This window comes from Streptomyces sp. ISL-98 (assembly GCF_018614055.1).
GTDB lineage: Bacteria > Actinomycetota > Actinomycetes > Streptomycetales > Streptomycetaceae > Streptomyces > Streptomyces spiramyceticus.
Map to the genome: position 1 here is coordinate 1 of NZ_JAGGPB010000036.1, position 19,423 is coordinate 19,423.

Here is a 19,423-nt window from a genome sequence, read left to right on the forward strand (position 1 = left end):
TGTGCTGTGCTGTGCTGTGCTGCCACGGTGCGGTGCGGGTTGCCTGCGGCGCTTTCCCCTCCCCGCCCCTTCCCGAAACTGGGGCTCCGCCCCAGACCCCGGTCCTCAAACTCCCCCAAGGACTGCGTCCAGGGGGGACCCCCACGGGCTGAAAAGACCAGCCCGTCCGGGGGTCCGGGGGCTTGCCCCCCCACGCGGCGGCAGCCGCAAATGTCACAGCCGGGAAGGGGGCGGGTGGGGGCAAAGACCCGTCCCGGGTCCCTAACCGCCGGTCACCACGTCCGCCCAGCGCCGCGCCACACCGCCCCACACCGACCGCAACGCCCCCTCCTCCCCCTCCACCTCGCGCATGATCTCGCCCGCGTCCAGGCCCAGTTCGCGCAGCGGGCCCGCGTCCTCGCGGCCCCAGTGCGCGATGTCCCCGGCCAGCACCTCCGGATGGAACTGCACCGCCCACACCCGGCGGCCCATCCGGTACGCCTGATGCGCGCAGCGCTCGCTCGTGAGGAGCGGTACCGCGCCGTCCGGCAGGACCGCGCTCTCCTCCCAGTGCCACTGCACCGCACGCAGCGCCGCTCCGGAGGCCGCCGGAGGGCCGAACAGTGCGTCCTCCGCACACTCCTGAAGCGGCGTCAGTTCGCAGAGCCCGACCTCCGGACGCGCGGCCCGCCCCGCCTTGCCGCCACAGGCGACGGTGAGCAGCTCCGCGCCCAGGCAGATGGCGAAGGTCGGCAGATCACGTGCCACGGCCTGCCGCAGCAATCCCCGCACGCCCTCCAGCCACGGCGCCCGCTCGTCCTCGTACGGACCCATGGAGCCACCGAGGACCAGCAGCCCGTCGTACGCGTCGAGAGAAACGGGCAGGTCCTCGCCCCGCCAGGGTCGGCACAGCTCCAGCGCCGGCCCCCGCTCCTCGATCCACTCCGCCATCCTGGCGGGCCCGGTCCCGTCCTCGTGCTCGACGACGAGGATCACTTTGCCCGGCACACTCGACACCCCGGCACCTCCCGGCGCAGACCATTCGGCGGCCGCTCATCACGGCGAGGGAGCGACTCTATTCGCCCTTAGCATTGCTCCGATCATTTCTGACCGAATCTGTACGGGAGTCACCATGAATCTCGGGGTGCGCTGGACCCTGCACGGCGACGGGCGGACCCCCGCCCCCGGAGCCGTGGTACGCCCCGACGAGCGGCTGTCCTGGCCGCGTACGGCCGGGCTCGGCGCCCAGCACGTGGTGGCAATGTTCGGTGCGTCGTTCGTCGCGCCGGTGCTCATGGGCCTGGATCCCAATCTGGCCATCATGATGTCCGGTGTCGCAACGGTCATCTTCCTGCTGGCCACCCGCGGCAGGGTGCCGAGCTACCTGGGCTGTTCGCTGTCCTTCGTCGGCGTGGCCGCGACGATCCGCGCATCGGGCGGCGACAGCGCGACCGTCACCGGCGCGGTTCTCGTCGTCGGCGTCGTGCTTTTCCTCGCGGGCCTCGCGGTGCAGAAGTTCGGTGCCCGGATCATCCACACGGCGATGCCGCCCGTCGTCACCGGCGCCGTCGTCATGCTGATCGGCTTCAACCTGGCGCCTGTCACAGCATCGACGTACTGGCCGCAGGACCAGTGGACCGCGTTGCTGGTGATGCTCTTCACCGGCCTGGCCGTGGTCTGCCTGCGCGGATTCTTCTCGCGCGTCGCGATCTTCCTCGGCCTGCTCTTCGGGTACGGCATCTCCTGGGTCTTCGACCGGGTCTTCGGCAAGATCTACTCCCCTGTCGGCGGCGCCGAGGCCGTCGATCACTGGCGGCTGGACCTCTCCGCCGTCGGCCGGGCGGACTGGATCGGGCTCCCCTCCTTCCATGCGCCGAGCTTCGAGTGGTCGGCGATCCTCGTCGCGCTGCCGGTCGTCATCGCGCTGATCGCCGAGAACGCCGGGCACGTCAAGGCCGTCGGCGAGATGACCGGCGACTCGCTCGACGACAAGCTGGGCACCGCGATCGCGGCCGACGGCGCCGCGTCCATGCTGTCCACGGCGGTCGGTGGGCCGCCGAACACGACGTACTCCGAGAACATCGGCGTCATGGCGGCCACCCGCGTCTACTCGACCGCCGCCTACTGGGCCGCCGCCGGCTTCGCGCTGCTCTTCGGCCTCTGCCCCAAGTTCGGCGCGGTCGTGGCGGCCATCCCCGGCGGCGTACTCGGCGGAATCACCGTCATCCTGTACGGCATGATCGGGCTGCTCGGCGCCCAGATCTGGACCAACGCCCGGGTGGATCTTCGGAATCCGCTGAACCTGGTGCCCGCCGCGGCAGGCATCATCATCGGTGTCGGCGGCGTCAGCCTGAAGATCACCGACACCTTCGAGCTCAGCGGTATCGCACTCGGCACGATCGTGGTCATCACCGGCTACCACGTGCTCCGCGCCCTGGCTCCTGCCCACCTCAAGGACCAGGAGCCGCTGCTGGACGCGGGGACGTCGACGTACGACACGGAGGAGACGCCCGCCGGGCGCTGAGCGCCGAGCCTAATCGCCCCGCGCCAGCTGATACGCGTAGTCCGGCGTAAAGGTCCCCGCCGCCCCCTTGCAGCCGTCCGACTCCCCCGGCAGCTTGATCCACAAGTAGGCGTCCACCCGCGCCACGCCGGTACGGGTCGTCGGCGTTCGGCCGAGTGCGCGGCCCGCCGGGTCGCACCACTGCCCTGCGGCCGGCGGCCCGTTGCCGTTCCTGCTGGTGTCGATGACCGCGCCGAGCCGCGACGGGCCGCCCAGGGCCGCGAGTACGCTCCGGGCGTAGGCCGTCTCGTCGGCGGTGCGGTGGAAGTTCGAGACGTTGGTGAAGATGCCGTCGCCGCTCGTCGCGGCGCCCGCCTCCCGCAGCGCCGCGGCCTGCTTCCGGGCAGAGTGCCAGCCGGAATGGCCCGCGTCGAAGTAGACCCTGGCCTTGGGGTTCGCGGCGTGCAGCGTACGGCCCGCGCGGGCCAACGACGCGAAGCGCGCGGCCCTTTCGCCTGCGGAGAGGCAGTCGGCGAGCGCGATCGAATCGGGCTCCAGAATGACGATCACCTGGCCACTGCCGAGCCCCGCGGCGAACTCCCCGATCCATTCGTCGTACGCGTCCAGGTCCGGCGCACCGCCCTGCGACGCCCCTCCGCAGTCCCGGTCGGGTATCGCGTACGGCACCAGGACCGGCACCCGCCCCGCCGACGCCGCGGCCGAAGTCACCGAGCCGACCTGCGCGGTGACGGCTCCAGGGTTGTACGCCGCGAACCAGACGGCGGCGGGCCGGTCGGCGATCCGCGACGCGATGAGCGCCTGCCTCGGGTCGCCGCGGTTCGCCCGTACCCAGTCCAGCACCTGGGACTCGGAGTGCCGGTAGAGCGTGCCGTTCACGGGAGTGGTCGGCGGCTGCGGCGCGGCCTTCTTCGTGGGCTTCGCCGACGGCTCCGGCGGCTGCGACGTCGACGGCGAGGCGCTCGATGAAGGTGCGGGTGAGGACGACGGAGCCGCAGGCGTCGTGGGGCTCGGCCGCGCCGGCAACGGCGGTTGCAGCGTGGGCGTTCTCGTCAGCCGCGGCTCGGCGGTCGTCCTGTCCCCGCCGCCCTCGACCGCGGACATCATGCCCGTGACCGTACCGACGGCGACGACGGCCGAAGCCGCGACGACCATGACGGCCCGGCGCTTGGCGCGCCTGCGCTCGATGCGTGCGATACGGCGCTGCGCACGAAAGCCTGACACCGTGAACTCCCCCCCAGGCAACCGGTCCCCCGGTGCCGCCGGGGCCGTTCGTTCCCCCGTTCTGGGGAAGCCCCGGCCGACGGCACCCGTCCGGAAGCCTAAGGCTGGGACGCTGCCCATATGGCGCAGATCGAGCACTTCCCAGCTCAGGCCGACCACTCCCGGACCTCGGTCGACACCGTAGTGGCGCGGATGCGCGCCTTCCGCTCCGACTGGCCTGCGTCCGACGGCCTCGCGGTCTTCAACCGGGTCTATCTGGCGGTCACGGAGGAGATCGGCCTGCGCATCGACTGCGGCCTCTTCCCCGACGCCCGCACCGCAGCCACCCTCGACGTGCTCTTCGCGGAGCGCTATCTGGCCGCGGTCGACGCCACGTCGGCGGGGCGGCGGCCGCCGGACTGCTGGCGGCCGCTGTTCCAGTACAGGCGCCATCCGGGCGTACGGCCGCTGCAGTTCGCACTGGCCGGGATCAACGCGCACATCGGGCACGATCTGGCGCTGGCGGTGGTCGACACCTGTCACGCGCTCGGCTGCCTGCCTGCCGACCTGGAGGGGGACTTCGACCGAGTGGGCGACACGCTCGTGGCGCTGGAGGAGCGCATCCGCGAGGAGCTGATGCCGGGGCCCGATCTGCTGGAGATCGCCGATCCGCTGACCCATCTGCTGGGCTCGTGGAGCCTGGAACGGGCCCGCGACACCGCCTGGTCTGCTGCCAGGCTCCTCTGGGGGCTGCGTCAACTGCCGGAATATGCCGAGGAGTTCAGGGAGCGCATGGACGCGGGGGTCGGGCTCGTCGGGCGGATGCTGCTGACTCCGCTGCCCGGCGGGCGGCACGACCGATGAATCCCCGGTGAACAGCGTCCGTCGGACCGCCGGAGGCCTCTCTTCCGCCCCACACCCCGCCCTACCCTGACCCGCACAAGTGCACGATCAAGGAGTGCACCGGCCGCTGGGCGAGGACACACGTGAAGTGGTTGAACCCCGAGAACGTGGTGGCGCTGCTCACCGCGGTGGTAGGTGTGGCGGCCGCTGTCGGCCCGTTCTGGTACGAGCGGAGGGTGCCCCGCCGCAAGCGGATCGGCTACCGCGTACAGATGGACACACCGATAGGCGGCGACGCGCGCAACGGTCACGGCACCGTGCGGCTCGGCCTGTTCGACGACTCCCCGGACATGTCCGACGCCACGCTCGTCCTGATCCGTATCGAGAACGACGGCGCACAGGGCATTTCGGCCGCCGACTACACCGGGCCCGACACCCACGGCCTCACGGTCCACTTCACCGATCGTACGGTCCGCGGCCTGGCAGTCACCCAGACCAATCCCGAACACGCCCATCTGATGGCGCACTTCACCCCTGCCGCCGGGATGCGGCACGACCTGAACCGGATCCATCTCCCGAAGGTGCCCCTCAACCGGGGCCAGCACTACAAACTCCTGGTCCTGCTCGGTGAGGGCGGCGTGGGCAGTCCGGTCCGGGTGACCGGCGGCCTCCAGGACGGCGACGTGATGCCCAACGAAAGCACCACCCCGGACGACAAACCGCCCCTCTTCAGCAGACCGGCCCGCATGATCACCGTGGCGCTCGCCGTCTGCGTCGTCGCCCTGGCCACCCTCACCGTCCTGCGCGACGACGCGGCACCGCCGCCCATGGGCTGCGCCACGGGGAAGCTGACCGTCACCGGCTCCACAGCGTTCACCCCGGTCGCCGAGGAACTGGCCGAGAAGTACCAGCAGCAGTGCCCCGGTTCGGAGGTCACCGTGGACACGCACGGCAGCACGGCCGGGATCCGCGGCCTGGACGAGGAGGGCCGGGCCGCCGAGGGCGGATCGCCGCCGCTGATCGCCCTCTCCGACGGCCCCAAGCCGAACGGATACCCCGCGTTGCGCGAGAGCCGGGTGGCCGTTTCCGCCTTCGCCCTGGTGCTCAATGACCGGGTGCCGCTGAAGGGTCTGACCACCACGCAGGTACGGAAGCTGTACGCGGGCGACATCCGCAACTGGAAACAGCTCGGCGGCCCCGACCTGCCCGTCCGCCTGGTCAGCCGGGACGCCAACTCCGGGACCCGCCAAGTCTTCCAGCGCCGCATCCTCGGGCGGGGCGAGCCCGCCAACTCCTCCCAGGACTGCGTCGGCCCGGACGACTCCACCAGCACGGTCATCCGCTGCGAACTGGACTCCACCGAACAGGTCCTGGCCAGAGTGGCCGCCCTCCCCGGCGCCATCGGCTACAGCGAACTCCGCTCCGGCACAGGCCCCCAAGGCCTGCACCGCCTGCGCCTGGACGGCCGGAAGCCGAGCATCGAGCACATCGGCGCCGACGGCTACCCGTACCACGAGATCGAGTACGCCTACACGTACGGCAGCCCGCCCGCCGACTCCCTGGTCTCCAGCTTCCTCGCATACATGACGCGCGGCAGCGGCCAGGACGTCATGCGCACCCACGGACATCTGCCCTGCGCGACCCCGGAGGCCGCGGAGCCCTGCGCGGGAGAGTGAACGAGGCGGTTGAAGGCTGTCCGGGGCCGGCCGGATCGCGGCCGACCCCGGACAGCACGTTTCAGTCCTCCGGCAGCTCGACCGGGGCGATCTCGTCGTAGAGGTCGCCGGGACCCGGGTTCGTCGGGTCGGTCGTACCGCCGAAGTGGTGCATCACGCCCCACACCGCGTTGAGGGCGGTCTGCACGGCGCCTTCGGCCCACCCGGCCGTCCAGGAGATGTCGTCGCCCGCGAGGAAGATTCCGCGCTTGTCCTCGGGGAGGCTGTCCTGCATGAAGTGGGTGAACAGGCGGCGCTGGTAGCGGTAGTGGCCGGGCAGGTTCGCCTTGAAGGCGCCCATGAAGTACGGCTCGTTCTCCCACGACACCGTGACCGGGTTGCCGATGATGTGCTTCCGGATGTCGACCTTCGGGTAGATCTCGCCGAGGGACTTCAGCATGACCTCCATCCGCTCGTTGGCGGACAGCGGCAGCCACTTGAGGCTGTCGTCGCACCAGGTGTACGAGAGGCAGATGGTGGCCGGCTTGTCCGGACCGTCGTCCAGCAGGTACGTCCCGCGGGTCATCCGGTCGGTCAGCGTCATCGACATGACGTCCCGCCCGGTCTCCTCGTCCTTGTCCAGCCAGAACGGCCGGTCGACGGGCACGAACAGCTTGGACGACTCCATGTAGTGGGTGCGCTCCATCGCCGTCCAGTGGTCGATGGGGAACAGCGAGTCGTCGCACGCGATCTTGGAGAGCAGCATCCAGGACTGGGCGGTGAAGACCGCCGCCGGGTACGTCCGGATGTCGCCCGAGGCGTCGGTGACCGTGATCCGGTTGCCCGCGGTGCGGTGCAGCCGCGTCACGGCGGGCTTCGGCTGCCCGTCGTGGAGGGACTTCAGCGACGTACCGAGCGGCCAGTGCACGATCTTCTGCGGCTCGCGCTCCCAGAGCCTGACCGGAAGCTGCTGGCTGCCGCCGACGATGCCGCGGTGGTGGTCGTCCGCCTCGGTGTAGACGACACGCAGGATCTCCAGGATGGAGTTCGGGAAGTCGGTGTCCCAGCCCCCGGTGCCGAAGCCGACCTGGCCGAAGATCTCACGGTGGCGGAAGGACTTGAAGGCCTCCGACTCGCACAGGAAGCCGTAGAAGGTCTGGTTGTCGAGCTTCTCGACGAGCGTCGCCCAGATCTCGCGGATGCGCGGAACGTCGCGCTCGCGCATGGCCTGGTTCATGTCGGAGAAGTCGGCGCCCTCCTCCAGGCAGGCGTTCCACGCGTTCATGACGTCGCGGTAGACCTGCGGGAGGTCGTCGACGGTCACGGCGTAGTGGGACTCGCCCTTGAGGTCGACGATCGTCGAGGGGGTCTCGGGGGCCAGCGGGTTGGGGAACGCCTTCGTCTCCAGGCCCACCAGGTCGATGTAGTGCTGGAGCGCCGTGGAGGACGGCGGGAAACGCATCGCGCCCATCTCGGCGGTCAGGGACTCGTCGCAGCCCTCGAAGCCGACGGTACGCAGCCGGCCGCCGATCTGGTCGGCCTCGTAGACGACGGGCTTGAGGCCCATCTTCATCAGCTCGTACGCGGCGATGATGCCGGAGAGTCCACCGCCGATGACCGCTACCTCGGTGCCGTGCTCGGTCGCGGGTATCTGGCCGAGCCCTGCCGGGTTCGCGAGGAAGTCGTCGTACGCGTACGGGAAGTCCGGACCGAACATGGTGATCGGCGGCTGCGCGTCGGTGTGCTGGACAGCGGTGGGCACCGTTGACGTCATGAGGGTACGGACTCCTTGCAAAGCGGCAGAAAGGTGTGAGGCGGGGAGGGCTCAGACCAGGGACGTGTACAGGGCGGGGCGGCGGCCCTGCAGATACGGGTTGTTCTCGCGCGAGGCCCGCAGGAGCTCGGGGTCGACGTCGCCGAGGACCAGCTCGGGGTCACGGCTGGCGCGGGCGCGGGCAACGCCGTCGGGTCCGGCGAGGCAGCTCAGGCCGACGAACTCGAACTCGCCCTCGGGGCCGGTCCTGTTGACGTACGCGATGTACATCTGGTTCTCGAAGGCCCGGACGGGGACGACCGATTCGGCGACGAACTCGGCCGGGTGCATCAGGGCGGTCGGCACGAGGAGGAGGTCGGTGCCCGCGAGCGCGTGGGCGCGGACGTTCTCCGGGAACTCCACGTCGTAACAGATCATGATGCCGACGCGGAGCCCGCCGAGCTCGGCCTGGACGACGGTGTCGTCGCCGGGCGTGAACCACTTCTCCTCGAAGCAGCCGAAGAGGTGGGTCTTGCGGTAGTTGGCGAGGCGTACGCCATCGGGGCCGATCAGCTGGGCGGAGTTGTAGACGACCTCGCCGTCGCGCTCCGGGTAGCCGTAGAGGACGGCGAGTCCGTGGCGTACGGCGATGTCTGCGACGGTGTCGGCCGCCTCCCCGTCTGCGGGCTCGGCCAGCCGGTGCACGTCCGCGTCGATGGCGTAGCCGGTCAGGAACATCTCGGGGCAGACCAGCAGCCCGGCACCTGCGGCCGCCGCACGGCCGGCGGCGGCGTCGAGAGCCCTGAGGTTGTCGTCGACGGAGCCAGGACGGCCGGAGCTCTGGAGCAGGGCGGTGCGCAGCGGCGGCATGGCAGTCCTCGGGCAGGTGGGGCGGGGTGTGAGGGAGACGTTTAAGACGGTACGTTCCGCGCTCGTGCCCGGACAAGGCGCGACCGTTGCGGACCGACCGTCGATCTGTTGCGCAGTTCGGCGGAGCGGCGGTGATTCATTGCGCGGGCTCTCCTGCTGGGGAACGAGCCCGCCCCGCCGTGCGGCGGAGAGCCGTACCCGACTCTCGCGCGATGTGGCGGAAGGGGTGCGGGCGGAACAGTAGCGGGCGTCGGAACACCCGCATCGGAACACCTACAGAGGGGCTGTCATGAACCGTCGTCTCACGCACCGCCGTACCAAGATCGCCGCGATCGCCGCCGTACTCCTGATCACCACCGCCACGGCGGCAGGTTCCGCGGTGGCCGACGGAAAGGGCGGCCCGGGGAAGGAACGTGAGGCGGCCGCCCTGACCGGCACGGCCAAGCTGCAGCGGCCTGCGGGCGACGACGTGACGATGTCCTTCGACGCCCACCTGGACGCGAAGGACAGGCAGAACCCACTGGCCGCGCACGGCACCTTCCGATTCAGCCACTACATGGGCGACTGGGGCGGCGCGGCCGAGGCGAAGGTCGACTGCCTGATAACCGGCGGCAAGGTGGCCGTGGTGTCGGGCGTCGTCACCAAGGCCGACCGGGACCTGAAGGACGCGGTGGGCAAGCGGGTCGGCATCACGGTCCACGACACGGGCAAGGTGGACGGGCTGGGCTACAGCTGGGCCGCACTCGGCCTGCCGCAGGAGTCGCCGGACGACTTCCCGAAGTGCGTGAGCTCGGCGCCGTTCGAGAAGACGAAGGCGGGCACGGGTGACCTGAAGGTCCTGCCGTGGAAGTTCGACCGCCCGGCGAATTAGCTCCGTCCGGGGAAGGGGCGGGGACGGGAAAGCGCCGCAGGCACCCGCACCCGCACCTACGCCGGCGCCCCCGAAGAGAACCGCCGCAACAGCGGCGAAAGCACCAGCACCGACTTCGTCCGCTCGACGAACGGCTCCCCCGCGATCCGCTCCAGCACCCGCTCGAAGTGCCGCATGTCGGAGGCGAAGATCTGGACGACGGCGTCCGCGTCGCCGGTGACGGTCGACGCGGACACCACCTCCGGGTAGCGCGACAGGCCACGACGGATGTCCTCGGGGGACGTGTTGTGACGGCAGTACATCTCGATGAAGCCCTCGGTCTCCCAGCCGAGCGCCGCCGGGTCCACCCGTACGGTGAACCCGGTGATGGCGCCTTCCGCCCGCAGCCTGTCCACGCGCCGCTTCACAGCGGGCGCGGACAAGCCGACCTCGGAGCCGATGTCCGCGTACGAGCGGCGGGCATCCTCAGCGAGGGCGTGGACGATGCGTTCGTCGAGATCGTTCAGTCGCACTACGGTGTGGATCACTTCTCTGCGGTGGCCAGACTGGAGCGGCGCAAGCCGTAGAAGAAGTAGATCACGAGCCCGACCACCATCCAGACACCGAAGACCGCCCAGGTGACTCCCGGCAGCTCCAGCATCAGGTAGGCGCACAGGAGGAAGCCCACGATCGGGGTGACCGGGAAGAGCGCGACCTTGAAGGTGCGGTTCATACCGGGACGCGTGTAGCGCAGGATGACGACGGCCACGTTGACCAGCCCGAAGGCGAAGAGCGTGCCGATGCTGGTGGCGTTGGCCAGCTCGCCCAGGGGGATGGTGGCGGCCAACGTTCCGCAGAACAGGCACACGATGATCGTGTTGATTCGCGGCGTGCCGGTCTTCGGATCGACCTTGGCGAAGACCTTGGGCATCAGGCCGTCGCGGGACATCGCGAAGAGGACGCGAGTCTGGCCGTAGAGGACGGCGAACACGACGCTGGCGATGGCGACGACCGCGCCGGCGGCGAGGACGACGCTCCACAAGGCGTGCCCGGTGACGTTCTCCATGATCTGCGCCAGTGCAGCCTCGCTACCCTCGAAGTCCTGCCACGGCATGGCGCCGACGGCGACCAGCGCGACGAGGCAGTACAGCGCCGTGACGATCAGCAGCGAGAGCATGATCGCGCGGGGCAGGTCCCTCGTCGGGTTCTTCGCTTCCTCGCCGGCCGTGGAAGCCGCGTCGAAGCCGATGAACGAGAAGAACACCAGCGAGGCGGCGGAGGTGACAGCGGTTACGCCGAGCGGGGCGAGCGGGGTGTAGTTGCCCGCCTTGATGCCCATGAAGCCGATGACGCAGAAGAGCACCAGCGTGGCGATCTTGATGACGACCATGATCGTGTTGATCCGGGCGCTCTCCTTGGCCCCGCGGAGCAGGAACACCATGCAGAGCAGCACCACGACGAGGGCGGGCATGTTGATGTAGCCACCCTCCCCCAGCGGTGCGGAGAAGCCCTCGGGGATGGTGATGCCGATGGTGCCGTCGAGCAGCTCGTTGAGGTACTGGCCCCAGCCGACGGCGACAGCCGCGACTGAGACGCCGTACTCCAGGACCAGGCACCAGCCGCAGATCCAGGCGACGAGCTCACCCATGGTGGCGTAGGTGTACGAGTACGAGGAGCCCGAGACCGGGATGGAGCCCGCGAGCTCGGCGTAGGACAGCGCCGAGAACAGCGCGGTCAGACCCGCCAGGATGAAGGCGATCCAGATGGCCGGACCGGCCATCGCGGTGCCCTCGCCGAGGACGACGAATATGCCGGTGCCGAGCGTCGCACCGATGCTGATCATGGTCAGCTGCCACATGGTGAGCGAGCGCTTGAGCGCGCCGCCCTCGCCCTGGCCGCCTTCCGCGACAAGCTGCTCGACGGGCTTGCGCCGCATCAGCCGGTTGCCGAGATGCGGACGCTCGGATTCCGGTTGGGGGGTGACGGGTGGCGCTGCGTCCAACACTGGGGTGGCTCCTTATCGCTGCCGATCGGGAAGGCGGCGACCGCGGCGGATCCGCTCCGGGGGTGACTTGAAACACCCCGGAGCTCGGGAACCGCCGAGCAGGCGGTCCCCGCCACTCCACGTACAGCGTTGAACCCTACGAGCTGTGCGTTCAGATCCGTAATGCAGCAACCTTGCGCATCGGCGAACGATCATTGCGCACAAGCGCGACGGGTGACTCTTTGTTGCGCCTCACCTTTCGATTTCCCTTTTGTCCGGTTGACGTGCCGTCAGCCCTGGCGCATCCTGCGGCGCCCGTACGTCGGCCAAGATGCGGAGGCAATCGATGCGGAGGCAACCGATGACGTGGCTCGACCCGAAGCCCTACCTGCGCGGCGTCGCCTGGTTCGACGGCGGACGGGCGGTCCGCGCGGATCCCGCCGACCTCGACCGGCTGCCGTGGGACATCCGGGAACGCTCCCGCGTCCCCGTCGGCGTACGCCTGGAGTTCACCGCCCGGGGCGCCACCGCCGTCGACATCCGCTACCGCGCCGCCCTGCCCGGCCCCACCGACGCGTTGTACGGCCTCGCCCACACCTTCGCCCTGTGGCACGACGACGCTCTCGTCCAGGAATTCACCCCGGACCCGGCGGAGGAGGCCGTCGTACGGATCCAACTCCCCGCCCTCCAGGGCAGTTTCACCGTCCATCCGCCCGAGAGCGTGTCCCCCGAGATCCTCGGCCTGCGCCCGGCCGACGGCACCATCGCCCCCGCCGCCCGCCGGCCCCGCTGGCTGGTCCACGGCGACTCGATCACGGAAGGCTGGTGGTCCACCCGCCCCGCCCACGCCTGGCCCGCACGGGCCGGCCGCGCGCTCGGTCTGGACGCCGTCAACCTCGGCTACGCGGGCGCCGCCAGGGGCGAGCTCGCCACCGCCGAGCAGCTCGCGGCCCTCCCCGCGGACCTCCTGACGCTCGCCTTCGGTACCAACTGCTGGTCCGGCGCCCCGTTCTCCGCGCCCCTGCTGTACGAGACGGTGCGGGCCTTCATCGGCCTCGTACGCCGCGGCCATCCCGATACACCGCTGCTCGTCCTCTCGCCCGTCCTGCGCCCGGACGCGGAGCGGACGGCGAACGCCCTGGGTGCCACCCTCGGAGACCTCCGTACGGCCCTGGAGGAGGCCGCCAGGGCCCGTATCGCCGAGGGTGACACCCTGCTTGCTCTGCTCCCGGGCCGCGACCTCCTGGCCCCGGAACACCTGGCCGACGGCCTGCACCCGAACGACGCGGGCCACGCGGTCATGGCGGATGCCGTCGCGGCCGCTCTGCGGGAGGCGGGCTTCGTCGCCCGCTCCGGCCGGGACGCGTGTTCGCCCACGGCGTGACCGCTGACGGGTCGTGAGGGGCCATGGGTTCGCGATGGCCGGGTATGCGAGCACGTGATGACTGAGGAACCGCCCATGGTGGTCCTGGATTCGCCTGTCCAGGATTCACCGCAGGGAGACAGCGCGAAGGCCCGGGAAACCGCTGCCCATTACCTGGCACAGCACTGCCCCTGGGCCGACCTCGACGCCGTGCTGCTCGTCGTCAGCGAGCTGGTGACCAACGCCGTCAGGCACACCCCGGGCTGGTGGCGGCTCAGGCTGCTGGCGGGCCTGGAGGAGCTGGTGGTCGAGATGGACGACTCCAGCGCACAGCCGCCCGTGCCCCGCGAGCCGGACTTCTCCGGCGGCGGCGGATTCGGCTGGCCCATGGTGCTCAGGCTGGCGGGCCGGGTCGAGATCCGACCGCTGCCGCAGGGCAAGCGGGTACGGGCGACCTGGCCGCGCCCGGTCCATGCGTACTAGAACACGTACACAACACCGCGGCCGGTCCCCGCGGAAGCGGGAACCGGCCGGGAGTGGACAGACAGCGGAGCGTCAGCTCCAGCTGGCGTGCAGCGGCTTGCCCTCGGCGTAACCGGCGGCGCTCTGCACACCGACGATCGCCTTCTCGGCGAACTCCTCCAGCGAGCTCGCACCGGCGTACGTGCACGAGGAACGGACGCCCGCGATGATCGAGTCGATCAGGTCCTCGACACCCGGACGCACCGGGTCGAGGAACATGCGCGAGGTGGAGATGCCCTCCTCGAACAGCCCCTTGCGGGCCCGGTCGTACGCCGACTCCTCGCTCGTACGGTTACGGACGGCGCGTGCGGACGCCATGCCGAAGGACTCCTTGTAGGCGCGGCCGTCGGCGGAGTGCTGAAGGTCGCCGGGCGACTCGTACGTACCGGCGAACCAGGAGCCGACCATCACATTGGACGCACCGGCGGCGAGCGCCATGGCGACGTCGCGCGGGTGACGGACGCCGCCGTCGGCCCAGACGTGCTTGCCGAACTTCTTCGCCTCGGCGGCGCACTCCATCACGGCGGAGAACTGCGGGCGGCCCACGCCGGTCATCATGCGGGTGGTGCACATGGCTCCGGGGCCCACACCGACCTTGATGATGTCCGCGCCGGCCTCGATGAGGTCGCGCACACCCTCGGCGGCGACGATGTTGCCCGCGACGATCGGGACCTGCGGGTCGAGCGAGCGCACGGCCTTGACCGCGGCGATCATCGACTCCTGGTGACCGTGCGCGGTGTCCACGACGAGCACGTCCACACCGGCGTCCAGCAGCTGCTTGGCCTTGCCCGCGACGTCGCCGTTGATGCCGACGGCGGCCGCGATGCGCAGCTTGCCGTCCGCGTCGGTGGCGGGCGTGTAGAGGGTCGCGCGCAGGGCGCCCTTGCGGGTCAGGACACCGGCGAGGCGGCCGTCCTTGTCGACGGCGGGCGCGTACTTGTGGTTGGCGGCGTCGAGCCGGTTGAAGGCCTCGCGCGGGTCGATGTCGGCGTCCAGGAGAACCAGGTCCCTGGTCATGACCTCGGACAGCTGCGTGAAGCGGTCGACGCCGGTCAGGTCGTGGTCGGTGACGACACCGATCGGACGGCGGTCCGCGTCCACGACGACGCCCGCGCCGTGCGCCCGCTTGGGGAGCAGCGACAGCGCGTCGGCGACGGTCTGCGTGGGGGCCAGGACGATCGGGGTGTCGAGCACCAGGTGGCGGGACTTGACCCAGGAGACGACCTCGGTGACGACGTCGATCGGGATGTCCTGCGGAATGACGACGAGCCCGCCGCGACGGGCCATGGTCTCGGCCATCCGGCGGCCGGCGATCGCGGTCATGTTCGCGACGACCAGCGGGATGGTGGTGCCGGTTCCGTCAGGCGCTGCGAGGTCCACGCCCTGGCGGGAACCGACGGCCGAGCGGCTCGGCACCATGAATACGTCGTCGTACGTCAGGTCGTACGGCGGCTTCAGATCGTTGAGGAAACGCACGTGCTGAACATCCCAGTCGTTCGGAGTTGGCCCCCGGGCATTTCAGCCGGGGAAAAACGCACGTACTTCAGTGTCCCACGACCGCACGGTTACACCCTCCGGGTCAATCCTCCAGGTCACAGGGGGTGCCCTGGTCGGATCCTCCAATCACCGCGCCGCGTCGTCGGGGTCTGCCCGGTCCAGCGCGGGCCGAGGCGCCGTTCCCGTCTCTCCCAGCAGGTAGTCCGCCGCCGCGGTGTCCGTGACCAGGCTGGTGACCAGACCGGAGCGCAGTACGGCGTCGATGGCGGACGCCTTGCGCAGTCCGCCCGCGATCGCCACCACCTCGGGGATACGCCGCAGCCGGTCGGCCTCGACGGTGATGCACCGCTCGCCCAGGTCGCGCCCGACCCGGCGGCCCTGCGCGTCGAAGAGGTGCGCGGACATCTCGGCCGCGACGCCCAGCGAGGCGTAGTGGGCCCGCTCCTCGTCGCTGAGCATGTCGTGGACCGTGGAGATTCCCGGCTCCCAGGAGCCGATGGAGACGGCCGCGACGGTCACCTTGTCGAAGTACTCGAAGGCGCGCGCGATGCCGGTCTGGTTGCGCAGCGCCGCCGCGGTGGCCGGGTCGGGGAGCAGCATCGGCGCGTAGATCGGGTGCGCCTCGCCGCCCGACACCTGGGCGGCACGCCGTACGGCCTCGACCGAGCCGCGCTCCGCCGTCCCGGCGTCGTACACACCCGTCAGCTGGACGACCGTGCACGGCGGCAGCTGGTGCAGGGCGGCCGCCATGTGGATGGTGGACCGGCCCCAGGCCAGGCCCAGCACATCGCCTTCCGTCACCAGCTCGCCGAGCAGGTCGGCCGCGACCTCGCCCAGGTTCTCCGGGTCGGTGGGGGCGCTGCCGGTGGTCGTCTCGTCGACGGCGTCCGCCGGGGACTCGACGACGACCGCGTGCCGCAGGCCGTAGCGGGCCCGGAGCGCGTCGGAGCGCTCGGCGTCCAGCTCGGCGGGTACGCGGATTTCGATGCGTACGAGATCACGTTCGAGCGCCGTCTCCAGGACCCGGGCCACCTTGAAGCGGCTGACGCCGAACTCCTCGGCGATCTGGATCTTGGACTTGCCCTCCAGGTAGAAGCGGCGGGCCATGGCCGCCGCCTGCACCAGCTCAGCGGGTCCCATCCGCAGGGCTGACCGACCCGCCGACATAGCAGACACCGCGTTCTCCTCACTGCTGTTCACACTCTGGACTCGCAGTTCATCCTGTCAGACCGCGAGTTGTTGATCAGCCCCGAAGGGCAGGCGTTCACCGAGCCGTGGCTCAGTGGTTGCATGCCCAGGCGGCGGAGGCCGTCGCCTCGGTCGCCTGGTTGCGCAGCATGCGCACCGCTGCGGCCGGGTCCTGGGCCCCGTACACGGCGGAACCGGCGACGAAGACATCCGCGCCCGCCTCGGCGCAGCGCTCGATGGTCGAGGCCGATACGCCGCCGTCGACCTGGAGCCACATCTCCAGGCCGTGCTTGGAGATCAGCTCCCGGGTGCGGCGGATCTTCGGCAGCATGATGTCGAGGAACGCCTGGCCGCCGAAGCCGGGCTCGACGGTCATGATCAGCAGCATGTCGAGCTCGGGGAGCAGGTCCTCGTACGGCTCGATCGGTGTGGCGGGCTTGAGGGCCATGGAGGCGCGGGCGCCCTTGGCGCGGATCTCGCGCGCCGTGCGTACGGGCGCGGCGGCGGCCTCGGCGTGGAAGGTGACCGATCCCGCGCCCGCCTCGACGTACTGGGGGGCCCAGCGGTCGGCGTCCTCGATCATCAGGTGACAGTCCAGCGGGATGTCCGTCGCCCGGCTGAGAGATTCCACGATCGGCACACCCAGTGTGAGGTTGGGCACGAAGTGGTTGTCCATCACGTCGACATGCAGCCAGTCGGCGCCTTCGACTGCCTTCGCCTCCTCCGCCAGGCGGGAGAAGTCGGCGGAGAGGATACTGGGATTGATCTGAACGGCCATGGGCCAAGCCTGCCACGTTCCGGGGCACTTCCCCTCCCCGGTACGTCCCCAGTAGGTCTTCGGTACGGACCAGAGGCTCCCGGGATCAGTACAGTCGGTGTGAATCCCGGCGATTCGGCCCACCGCGAGGGGCTATGAGGGCCTGTTGGGGGCGTCATGCCGGACGCACAGGAGCTTCGACCGCCGTCGCGAAAAGGCGTGGCCCACCTGGTCTGCGGACGCCGCAGCAAGTGGGTCGTGGTGGCTCTGTGGCTGTTGGTGATGATGCTGGCCTTCCCGCTGGCAGCGAAGCTCACCGACGCCCAGGACAACGACGCCGCGTCGTGGCTGCCCGGCAAGGCCGAGTCCACCCAAGTCCTCGAGGAATCCGAGGAGTTCAGGCCCGAGGTCATCACCGCGATCGTCGTGTACGCACGGGAGAGCGGCCTCACGGCGGCCGACCGCGCGCGCATCGCGGAGGACGTGGCAGCCATCAAGGAGCTGCGGGACCACGGGCTGCGCGGCGACGAGACCCGCGGCCCTGTCTTCGACCGGCCCGACGACCCGCGGGCCGCCCAGGTCTTCGTACCGATCACGATGGACGAGAAGGGCTGGGACCGGATCGCGCCCGCCGTCGACTCCATCCGCGCCGAAACCGGCACGGGTGACTCCGGGCTGGCTGTGCACATCACCGGGCCCGGCGGCACCGCGGCCGACTTCTCCGAGGCCTTCGAGGGCATCGACTCGACGCTTCTGCTCTCGGCGCTCGGTGTGGTGATCGTGATGCTGCTGATCACCTACCGCAGTCCGTCGCTGCTGATCGTCCCGGTGATCTCGGTCATCGGCGCGCTGTCCGCCGCGCAGGCGCTGATCTACCTGCTGGCGGAGCATGCCGATCTGACGGTCAACGGGCAGAGCGCGGGCATCCTCACGGTCCTCGTCTTCGGCGCCGGTACGGACTACGCCCTGCTGCTGGTCGCCCGCTACCGCGAGGAGCTGCGCCGCCACGAGGACCGGCACGAGGCGATGGCCCTGGCGCTGCACCGCGCGGGCCCTGCGGTGCTGGCCAGTGGTGCGACCGTGGTGCTCGGCATGCTGATGCTGATCTTCGCGGAGATGAACTCCACCAGCGGGCTCGGACCCGTCGCCGCGATCGGCGTGGCGGTCGCCCTGCTGGCCATGCTGACGCTCTTCCCCGCCCTGCTGGTGATCTTCGGCCGCTGGGTCTTCTGGCCGGTGATCCCGCACCTCGGCTCGCCCGAGCCCACCGAGCGCGGCATCTGGGCGCGCTCCGGCCGGCGCATCGCCCGCCGCCCGCGCATGATCTGGGCCGCCACCACCCTCGTGCTCGCCGTTTTCGCCCTGGGGCTGACGCAGCTGCGCGCCGCGGGCGTCAGCAACGCCGACGCGTTCACCGGCACACCCGATTCGATCACCGGTCAGGAGGTTCAGGCCAGATACTTCCCGGCGGGCAGCGGCGATCCGCTGGTGATCATCACCAATGCGGCGCAGGCCCGGCAGGTCGGCGAGACGGTCGCGCAGACCCGTGGCGTGCTGCCGCAGTGCCGAACCGCCGGGTACGAAGCCCGTGCACGAGGGCCGTGTGCTGATCGAAGCGACGATGACGGATCCCGCCGACAGTGCGGCGGCCAAGGACACGGTGGAGCGGACACGGGACGCCGTGCACGCCGTCCCGGACGCCGACGCCCAGGTGGGCGGCGGTACGGCCGCCCTGCTCGACGCGGAGGAGGCCACCACCCACGACAACATCCTGATCATTCCGCTGGTGCTGGCCGTGGTGATGCTGGTGCTGATGGTGCTGCTGCGGGCGGTCATCGCCCCACTGCTGCTGATCGGGACCGTCGTGCTCTCGTTCGCCGCCGCCCTGGGCGTGAGCGCCCTCGCGTTCCGGTACGTCTTCGACTACGCAGGCGAGTCGACGGACTTCCCGCTCTTCGTCTTCGTGTTCCTCGTGGCGCTGGGCATCGACTACAACATCTTCCTGTCCACCCGGATCCGCGAGGAGGCCCGCTCCCAGGGCACCAGGGCGGGCGTGGTGACCGGCCTGGCGGCGACAGGCGCGGTCATCACCTCGGCCGGCCTGGTCCTCGCGGGCACGTTCGCGGCACTGGGCACACTGCCGATCGTCGCCTTCGCGGAGATCGGCTTCGCGGTCGCGCTGGGCGTGCTGCTGGACACCTTCGTCGTACGGTCCGTGCTGGTCACGGCCCTGTTCCTGGACGTCGGACCGAAGGTGTGGTGGCCGAGCCGGCTCGCCCGCGAGGACGCCCCGCCGGACACGGGCGGGCCGCCCTCACCGGAACGGGTGCGGGGCGGTGCCCCCTAGGGGGTGTCCGGTCGATCTCCGTGGGTGAAGGAGCGGGGCTTGGTGCGTGCAGCTGCAAGGCGGAGAAGGGAGGCGACGCGATGGGGGTCCC

15 protein-coding genes and 1 pseudogene are annotated in these 19,423 nt (G+C 70.5%); 7 read left to right on the top strand and 9 right to left on the bottom strand.

Annotated features, from left to right (window positions below):
* Window positions 1-261: 261 nt before the first annotated feature.
* Window positions 262-996: a type 1 glutamine amidotransferase gene (locus J7I98_RS24895; protein WP_214925775.1), complete on the bottom strand. Its 735-nt coding sequence runs from the start codon at window positions 994-996 to the stop codon at window positions 262-264.
* 115 nt (window positions 997-1,111) lie between these two features.
* On the opposite strand from J7I98_RS24895, the gene J7I98_RS24900 reads away from it, so the two are divergent.
* Window positions 1,112-2,503, top strand: a complete 1,392-nt coding sequence (locus tag J7I98_RS24900; RefSeq protein ID WP_214925779.1) for a uracil-xanthine permease family protein — start codon at window positions 1,112-1,114, stop codon at window positions 2,501-2,503.
* Window positions 2,504-2,512: 9 nt separating this feature from the next.
* Here J7I98_RS24900 and J7I98_RS24905 read toward each other — a convergent pair whose 3' ends face one another.
* Window positions 2,513-3,724 (bottom strand): glycoside hydrolase family 6 protein, encoded by a 1,212-nt coding sequence (locus tag J7I98_RS24905; RefSeq protein WP_308377925.1) that lies wholly within the window; start codon window positions 3,722-3,724, stop codon window positions 2,513-2,515.
* 120 nt (window positions 3,725-3,844) lie between these two features.
* Here J7I98_RS24905 and J7I98_RS24910 point away from each other — a divergent pair, with 120 nt between their 5' ends.
* The gene (locus J7I98_RS24910) at window positions 3,845-4,567 is read left to right on the top strand and encodes a DUF5995 family protein (RefSeq protein ID WP_214925786.1); all 723 of its coding nucleotides are present in this window, start codon (window positions 3,845-3,847) and stop codon (window positions 4,565-4,567) included.
* Between the two features lie 122 nt (window positions 4,568-4,689).
* Complete coding sequence (locus tag J7I98_RS24915) at window positions 4,690-6,222, top strand: substrate-binding domain-containing protein (protein ID WP_214925787.1); 1,533 nt, start codon at window positions 4,690-4,692, stop codon at window positions 6,220-6,222.
* Between the two features lie 61 nt (window positions 6,223-6,283).
* Here the strand turns inward: J7I98_RS24915 and J7I98_RS24920 are convergent, their stop codons facing one another.
* Together J7I98_RS24920 and J7I98_RS24925 are read right to left on the bottom strand one after the other, a co-directional pair.
* Entirely contained in the window at window positions 6,284-7,975 is a 1,692-nt protein-coding gene (locus J7I98_RS24920; protein WP_214925788.1) for an NAD(P)/FAD-dependent oxidoreductase, read from the bottom strand.
* A gap of 51 nt (window positions 7,976-8,026) precedes the next feature.
* Window positions 8,027-8,824: a carbon-nitrogen hydrolase family protein gene (locus J7I98_RS24925; protein WP_214925789.1), complete on the bottom strand. Its 798-nt coding sequence runs from the start codon at window positions 8,822-8,824 to the stop codon at window positions 8,027-8,029.
* A 289-nt stretch (window positions 8,825-9,113) separates the two neighbouring features.
* Here J7I98_RS24925 and J7I98_RS24930 point away from each other — a divergent pair, with 289 nt between their 5' ends.
* A complete protein-coding gene (locus tag J7I98_RS24930; RefSeq protein ID WP_214925791.1) occupies window positions 9,114-9,695 on the top strand; it encodes a Repetin in 582 nt (193 codons plus the stop codon).
* A gap of 56 nt (window positions 9,696-9,751) precedes the next feature.
* On the opposite strand, the gene J7I98_RS24935 is transcribed toward J7I98_RS24930, so the two are convergent.
* A complete protein-coding gene (locus J7I98_RS24935) occupies window positions 9,752-10,207 on the bottom strand; it encodes an Lrp/AsnC family transcriptional regulator (RefSeq protein WP_214926112.1) in 456 nt (151 codons plus the stop codon).
* Window positions 10,208-10,218: 11 nt separating this feature from the next.
* On the bottom strand, window positions 10,219-11,679 hold the full coding sequence (locus J7I98_RS24940; protein ID WP_214925796.1) for an amino acid permease: 1,461 nt from the start codon (window positions 11,677-11,679) through the stop codon (window positions 10,219-10,221).
* Window positions 11,680-12,019: 340 nt separating this feature from the next.
* Here J7I98_RS24940 and J7I98_RS24945 point away from each other — a divergent pair, with 340 nt between their 5' ends.
* Both J7I98_RS24945 and J7I98_RS24950 read left to right on the top strand, forming a co-directional pair.
* On the top strand, window positions 12,020-13,042 hold the full coding sequence (locus J7I98_RS24945) for a GDSL-type esterase/lipase family protein (protein ID WP_214925798.1): 1,023 nt from the start codon (window positions 12,020-12,022) through the stop codon (window positions 13,040-13,042).
* 57 nt (window positions 13,043-13,099) lie between these two features.
* Window positions 13,100-13,504, top strand: coding sequence for an ATP-binding protein (locus tag J7I98_RS24950; RefSeq protein ID WP_251021135.1), 405 nt, complete (start codon window positions 13,100-13,102; stop codon window positions 13,502-13,504).
* Between the two features lie 72 nt (window positions 13,505-13,576).
* Here J7I98_RS24950 and J7I98_RS24955 read toward each other — a convergent pair whose 3' ends face one another.
* From J7I98_RS24955 to rpe, 3 genes are all read right to left on the bottom strand, one after another.
* The gene (locus J7I98_RS24955; RefSeq protein WP_214925803.1) at window positions 13,577-15,019 is read right to left on the bottom strand and encodes a GuaB1 family IMP dehydrogenase-related protein; all 1,443 of its coding nucleotides are present in this window, start codon (window positions 15,017-15,019) and stop codon (window positions 13,577-13,579) included.
* Window positions 15,020-15,166: 147 nt separating this feature from the next.
* Window positions 15,167-16,240 (bottom strand): sugar-binding transcriptional regulator, encoded by a 1,074-nt coding sequence (locus J7I98_RS24960; RefSeq protein WP_214925805.1) that lies wholly within the window; start codon window positions 16,238-16,240, stop codon window positions 15,167-15,169.
* Between the two features lie 79 nt (window positions 16,241-16,319).
* Window positions 16,320-17,006: a ribulose-phosphate 3-epimerase gene (gene rpe / locus J7I98_RS24965; RefSeq protein WP_214925806.1), complete on the bottom strand. Its 687-nt coding sequence runs from the start codon at window positions 17,004-17,006 to the stop codon at window positions 16,320-16,322.
* A gap of 156 nt (window positions 17,007-17,162) precedes the next feature.
* Here rpe and J7I98_RS24970 point away from each other — a divergent pair.
* A pseudogene (locus J7I98_RS24970) lies at window positions 17,163-19,332 on the top strand (MMPL family transporter).
* Window positions 19,333-19,423: the final 91 nt, after the last annotated feature.

What these genes read in the sequence shown, in the direction of transcription:
- J7I98_RS24900 (WP_214925779.1), top strand. Translation starts at nt 1,112, where the DNA reads ATGAATCTCGGGGTGCGCTGGACCCTGCACGGCGACGGGCGGACCCCC.
- J7I98_RS24910 (WP_214925786.1), top strand. Translation starts at nt 3,845, where the DNA reads ATGGCGCAGATCGAGCACTTCCCAGCTCAGGCCGACCACTCCCGGACC.
- J7I98_RS24920 (WP_214925788.1), bottom strand. Translation starts at nt 7,975, where the DNA reads ATGACGTCAACGGTGCCCACCGCTGTCCAGCACACCGACGCGCAGCCG.
- J7I98_RS24925 (WP_214925789.1), bottom strand. Translation starts at nt 8,824, where the DNA reads ATGCCGCCGCTGCGCACCGCCCTGCTCCAGAGCTCCGGCCGTCCTGGC.
- J7I98_RS24930 (WP_214925791.1), top strand. Translation starts at nt 9,114, where the DNA reads ATGAACCGTCGTCTCACGCACCGCCGTACCAAGATCGCCGCGATCGCC.
- J7I98_RS24945 (WP_214925798.1), top strand. Translation starts at nt 12,020, where the DNA reads ATGACGTGGCTCGACCCGAAGCCCTACCTGCGCGGCGTCGCCTGGTTC.
- J7I98_RS24950 (WP_251021135.1), top strand. Translation starts at nt 13,100, where the DNA reads ATGACTGAGGAACCGCCCATGGTGGTCCTGGATTCGCCTGTCCAGGAT.
- rpe (WP_214925806.1), bottom strand. Translation starts at nt 17,006, where the DNA reads ATGGCCGTTCAGATCAATCCCAGTATCCTCTCCGCCGACTTCTCCCGC.